Genomic DNA, 5667 nt, shown 5'->3' on the forward strand with positions numbered 1-5667 from the left:
GCCGAGTTAGAGGCGCGTATTACCTATTTGTAGCGAGTATTCGCACGGTGGGTGCACTAGCCCCACCGTTTTTTGCAGACGTTCTTGCTTAAAATGTCTAATCTAGACTTGTACTGCTAAGTCGGTTTTTAGTGGCTCTATGCGCCGCCATGCGCGTGCTAAGTTAAAAGCGGTACCTATTGTTCTTGTGTGAATATTACCGCAATCAACCACCCGTCGCGCATTCTCATCATATTGTCATATTTCTATACTAGCCTCTCACCTGCAACACTCAATCCACATCCACAGGGGAAGCAACACGATGAACAAATCCATTGCTCAGTTGTTTGCGCGTAACGCGCTTTCAATCGCGATCGGATCGGCTGCGCTTGGCTTAGGTACTGCACCTATGCTGGTGGAGGCGAACCAGCAAACGTCTGCTATTGTCGGTCAGGTTTATGACGCGCAAGGCAACCCAGCTGCCAACGCGACGGTTACGGTAACAGACACCCGCTCGGGCACGACTCGTAGCGTTAAATCAAACGAAACCGGTGCTTACTCGCTGCGTAACTTGGCCGTAGGCGGTCCTTACGAAGTGCGAGTTAACGGCGTAAAGCAAGCCACTATCCCGTCGATAGCTTTGGGTGACGCCTACGCGCTACCTCTGCAGATTGGCGGTGGTGACATCGAAGAAGTGATGGTGTTAGGCAAGCAGATGCTGATGAGCGTTGCCCCGGGTCCTTCTGCCAACTTTGGTTTGGCCGAATTAGAAGACGCTGTGGCTTACGATCGCGACATCAAAAACGTATTTGAAGTTGACCCTCGTTTAAATGTTTCTGGCGGTGCGGGTGCAGTGAACTGCGCGGGTAAGAGCCCACGCTTTAACACCACCACTTTAGATGGTGTGCGCTTTTCTGACCAGTTTGGTCTGAACGACAACGGTTACGGCACGGCGACTGGCATGCCTTTCCCCTACGACGCGGTAGAGCAGGTAGCGGTTGAGTTGGCGCCGTTTGACGTAAAATACAGCGGTTTCTCGGCGTGTAACATCAATGCTGTAACCAAGCGCGGTAGTAACGAGTGGACCGGTAGCTTGTTCTATGAATTGACCAACGAAGATTTTCGCGGCGACGAGATCGATGGTAAAACCTTCAACATCGAACCGTTCGAAGAAAAGCAGTATGGCTTCTCGGTAGCGGGCCCGTTGATCGAAGACACATTGTTCTTGAGCGTTGCCTACGAGAAGCAAGAGTTTCCTCGTTTCTTGGCACAAGGCTACGCAGGCTCGGGTAACGGTGAAGAGCGCGCTTGGTTGGATGAAGCAACGTTCAACCGTGTACGCGATATTGCGATTAACACCTACGACTACGATCCAGGTGGCTTGCCCGGCGATGGCGCACAAGAAGCGGAAAAAACCTTTGCGCGTATCGACTACAATATTTCGGACCGTCACTCGGCGTCTTTCGTTTACAACTACTACGAAGGTTTCCAGGATCGTGCATCCGATAGCGATGACAACGAATTTGAATTTGGTAATCACTACTACGTAAAAAGCGACGAAAGTACCACGTACTCGTTCGCCTTGAACAGCCAGTGGTCTGACAACTTGTCTACCGATATTTTCTTCGGTATGCAGGAGCAAAATGATGGGCAGGTAACCGTAGGTCCTAAAGATTTCGGTGACCACCAAATCTCCGATGCAGACCGCAACACCATTTATTTGGGTGCCGACGATTCTCGTCAGGCTAACGCATTGAGCTACGAAGCGGAGTACTTGCGCTTAAATGCAGAGTACCTGTTTGGTAAGCACATGATCAGCTTCGGTTACCATCGCGAATCATTGAGTGTGTTCAACTTGTTCGTACAGCACTCTAACGGTGGTGAGTGGGATTACTTTGACGATTCGGCCGGCAACGACCCATCCTGTGCGACTTTAACTGCTCAGGAGCGTAACGACGATCCGAACTGTGGCACGACGGGTTTAGACAAGTTTGAACTTGGCTTGCCTAGCCGTGTTTACTACGGAAGCGCGGGCGGTACGAACAACGCTAACGACGCAGCGGCTTCGTTCGAAAACACCTTGAATGCAGTATTCATCCAAGACGAGTTCACCTTGGATAACATCGATATGACCATTACTGCCGGTCTGCGCTACGAGTGGTGGGACGCCTCAGGCGCGCCTCGTTTGAACACAGCGTTTACCGCAGCTCAGGGCTTCAAAAACAACGCGACTATTGACGGCACCGATCTGTTAATGCCTCGTGTTGGCTTTACTTGGAACGTTGATGAGAGCTTAACAGTACGCGGTGGTTTCGGCCTGTACTCAGGCGGTAACCCCAACGTTTGGCTGTCTAACTCGTTCTCAAACGACGGTATTTCAAACGCTCAGTTCCAATTCCGTAACTTTGCGGGTGCGAACACTGTGCTGCAAGGTTTGCCAAACTCAGTGGTGCTATCAGGCGCTGGTCGTCCTGGCTACGATGTGCCGCAATCATTGGTGGATAGCGTCGCCGCTGTTACCGACGCGGATGCGAGCAACAACTTCTTAGCCTTGGTCGACCCTAACTACGAGCAGCCTGCTGAGTGGAAAGCAGCAGTCGGCGCAACTTACGACTACGGCGATGGATACGTGTTTGACGTAGATTACTTGTACACGCAAGGTCAAGACATGGCCTACTACGTAGACGTGTCCCAAGAGCGTATTGGTACTACGGCAGCTGGTAAACCAATCTATGACTATGCGGCGGGTAAAGGCGAAGACAACTACATGTTGACTAACTCAAGCCAGAACCCAGAAGCGCACATCTTTAGTGCAACCGTGCGTAAGTCATTCGACAATGGCATCGATATGCTTGCTGGATATGCTTATACCTACGCGGAAGACGTCAGCCCAATGACTTCGTCGGTAGCAGGGTCTAACTTCAGCAACTTGGCTTTGAATGATCTGGTTGAGCCTTCAGCGGCGGTGTCAAACTACGTGGTTCCGCACCGCTTCACGTTCCGCTTGCGTTACAGCAACAACTTCTTCGGTGACAATGCCACACGCGTGTCTCTGTACGGCTTTGCTCAAGAAGGTCAAGCGGGCAGCTACGTGATGGGTTCGGTCGACCAAGAAGGTGATGGTTTCTTCGGTCGTCACTTGTTGTACGTGCCTAAAGGCGAGAGCGATCCAAACGTAGTGATTGATCCCAACTTCGATTACGCAGCCTTCGAGAAATGGCGCAAAGGTCAAGGCCTAGGCACCGGTTTTGTTGAGCGCAATGAGACCAACGCTGACTGGACTTACCGCATGGACTTGCGTGTTGACCAAGAAGTGAACCTGTTCGGCGACACCAAAGGTGTTGTGTACGCCAAGATCTACAACTTTACCAATTTCTTGAACAGCGATTGGGGTAAGATCAACGATGCACAGTTCTTCTCGCAGCAGGTTGTTACCTCTTCGATTGATGATCAGGGCCGCTACGTGTTTGAGCGTTTCTCAGCACGTGATGTGAACGATCTGCAAGAAGAGCGTTCGTTGTGGGAAATCCGCATCGGTCTATCGGTTAAGTTCTAAGATCGACACGAGTGAATGGAAGTACGATAATCCCCGCCTCGGCGGGGATTTTTTTGTCTCCGAGAATGGTCTAAGGGGTCGATGTGCATCGAGAACAGGGTTTAGCATTTAAGCGTTTTGGCAGCCGTCTCGCGGCACTGGTTTTGCTCGGAGTAAGCACACCCTTTGCTACAGCCGCGATTGATGATGTAACAAGCAGCCGCATTGCGTTTGGTTCGTGCGCTGTGCAAGATCAGCCCATGCCGGTCTGGTCAGCGGTGGTAGATCGTGACCCTGACGCATTTTTGTTTTTGGGCGATAACGTTTACGCTGATACTGGCGCCTATAAGCTCATGCCTTCCCCTCGCAACTATGAGGTAGCTTATGAACGCCTGAAAAAGAACCCCGATTTTAATAAATTTCTCGTCGCGAGTCGGGCTCGTGAAATAGACGTTTTCGCCACGTGGGATGACCACGATTATGGGCTCAACGATGGCGGGGAAGAGCACACGGAGCGCTTAGAAGCCAAAAAGGCCTTCATCGACTTCTTTAGCCCACTAGGTCTTGCTGAGACTTCACCTGACCAGCCGGGTATCCACAATGCGTCTGTGATTGAACTGGCTGATTTAAAAGTCCAGGTGGTGATGTTGGATACACGCAGTTTTCGTTCGCCTTTTGTGAAATCGAAAAACCCAGAAGTCTGCGAACGTGGTGGGTGGGTATTTAGCAGCGATTCAGACGCCACTATTTTGGGTGAGGGTCAATGGGTTTGGCTGGCTGAACAACTTCTGCAGCCCGCAGATTTGCGATTAATCGTTTCCAGTATTCAAGTTCTTCCTACCGAGCAGTGCTTTGAAAAATGGGCGAACTTTCCGGCAGAGCGCGAGCGTTTACTACGTTTAATCGCACATAGCCGGGCAGAGGGTGTTGTGCTGTTGAGTGGTGACAGGCACTCCAGTGAGATCAGCGTGATCAATCGGCAAGACGTGGGCTATCCGCTCTATGAAATTACCTCAAGTGGCTTGAATAACGCACTGCGTGGTCGCTTTAACGTCGCTGATGAGCCTAATAAATTCCGCGCGCTTGATGCAAACGTCAGCGACAACAGCTTTGGCGAGATTGAAATTATAGGCGCTGGCGCTGAGCAATCGCTGATTTTTAGGTTAATTGATGAGGGCGGGGTTGAGCTACAGGTCCTCGAAGTCGCTCTCCAACATCTCAGAGCAAGGTAGATTGAGTTCGTCTGCAATCAGAAACTCTTGGCATATCTGACTTTCTGTTGTTATTGTATTAAAAAAATAGAATACACAGGAGAAGGTATGGTTAGAACAGCAGCCGTGAGCGAATGTATGCATCGTTCGCCCCTTACAATTTCAGAGAACGCTAGCATCGCGCAAGCCGTGCAGGTCATTGTCGATAACAAACTGACGGGCATTACAGTGGTCAATGATCATGGCGTAGTGGTGGGCGTCCTCTCTGAAATCGACTGTCTTAAAGCGATTTTGAATTCTATCTATAACGACGGTGATCCTGATCATCGCCTAGTTAATGAATTCATGACGACGAAACTGAACACGTGCACACCAAGCGACAGCATTGTTGAAGTGGCGCAAAGCATGTTGGAGACTCAGCAGCGTCGCCGTCCTGTCCTAGAAGATGGTAAACTCGTCGGTCAGGTGAGCTCGGGGAACGTACTGTGGGCTTTAATGGAGTACTCTCGACGCAAAGCCTAGCCATTGACCGGTTTTGCGCTATTTGGTGAAGAATCGGTGTTGTTTGAATTGTCTTTTCTAGCCTGGCTGGGTTTGCTAGTCAGCGCTCTACTGATCGGTATGGCGAAAACCGGTTTGCACGGTGTGGCCATGCCGACCGTGCCTCTGCTTGCACTCATGTTTGGTGCCAAAGACTCGACAGGTATTGCCCTAGGGATGCTGGTGGCCGCCGACGTTATGGCGGTGCTTTATTACCATCGACACGCCGATTGGGGCGTATTGTGGCGTGTTTTTCCTGCCGCTGGGGTGGGTGTCGTGCTTGGAACGCTCATGGGCGACCTAATTACCGATGCGGGTTTTGCGTTGGCTATGGTGATATTTATTGTCGTGTCGCTGTTGCTTATGGTTTGGCAGGAGCTCAAGCAGTCCGTTTGGGTCCCT

At 50.9% G+C, this 5667-nt stretch carries 4 protein-coding genes; all 4 read left to right on the forward strand.

All coding sequences use genetic code 11. The features are described 5' to 3' along the window. The first annotated feature begins 301 nt into the window (after positions 1 to 301). A complete protein-coding gene (locus ACTF5Z_RS11090; RefSeq protein ID WP_438985689.1) occupies positions 302 to 3535 on the forward strand; it encodes a TonB-dependent receptor in 3234 nt (1077 codons plus the stop codon). Positions 3536 to 3618: 83 nt separating this feature from the next. Next, complete coding sequence (locus ACTF5Z_RS11095; protein ID WP_438985690.1) at positions 3619 to 4746, forward strand: alkaline phosphatase D family protein; 1128 nt, start codon at positions 3619 to 3621, stop codon at positions 4744 to 4746. Between the two features lie 87 nt (positions 4747 to 4833). Next, on the forward strand, positions 4834 to 5247 hold the full coding sequence (locus ACTF5Z_RS11100; RefSeq protein WP_438985691.1) for a CBS domain-containing protein: 414 nt from the start codon (positions 4834 to 4836) through the stop codon (positions 5245 to 5247). A 3-nt stretch (positions 5248 to 5250) separates the two neighbouring features. After that, a partial coding sequence (locus ACTF5Z_RS11105) for a TSUP family transporter (RefSeq protein ID WP_438985692.1) occupies positions 5251 to 5667 on the forward strand: 417 nt, incomplete at its 3' end.

Origin of the sequence: Aequoribacter sp. (assembly GCF_965659035.1) — a bacterium.
Classification (GTDB): Bacteria; Pseudomonadota; Gammaproteobacteria; order Pseudomonadales; family Halieaceae; genus Aequoribacter.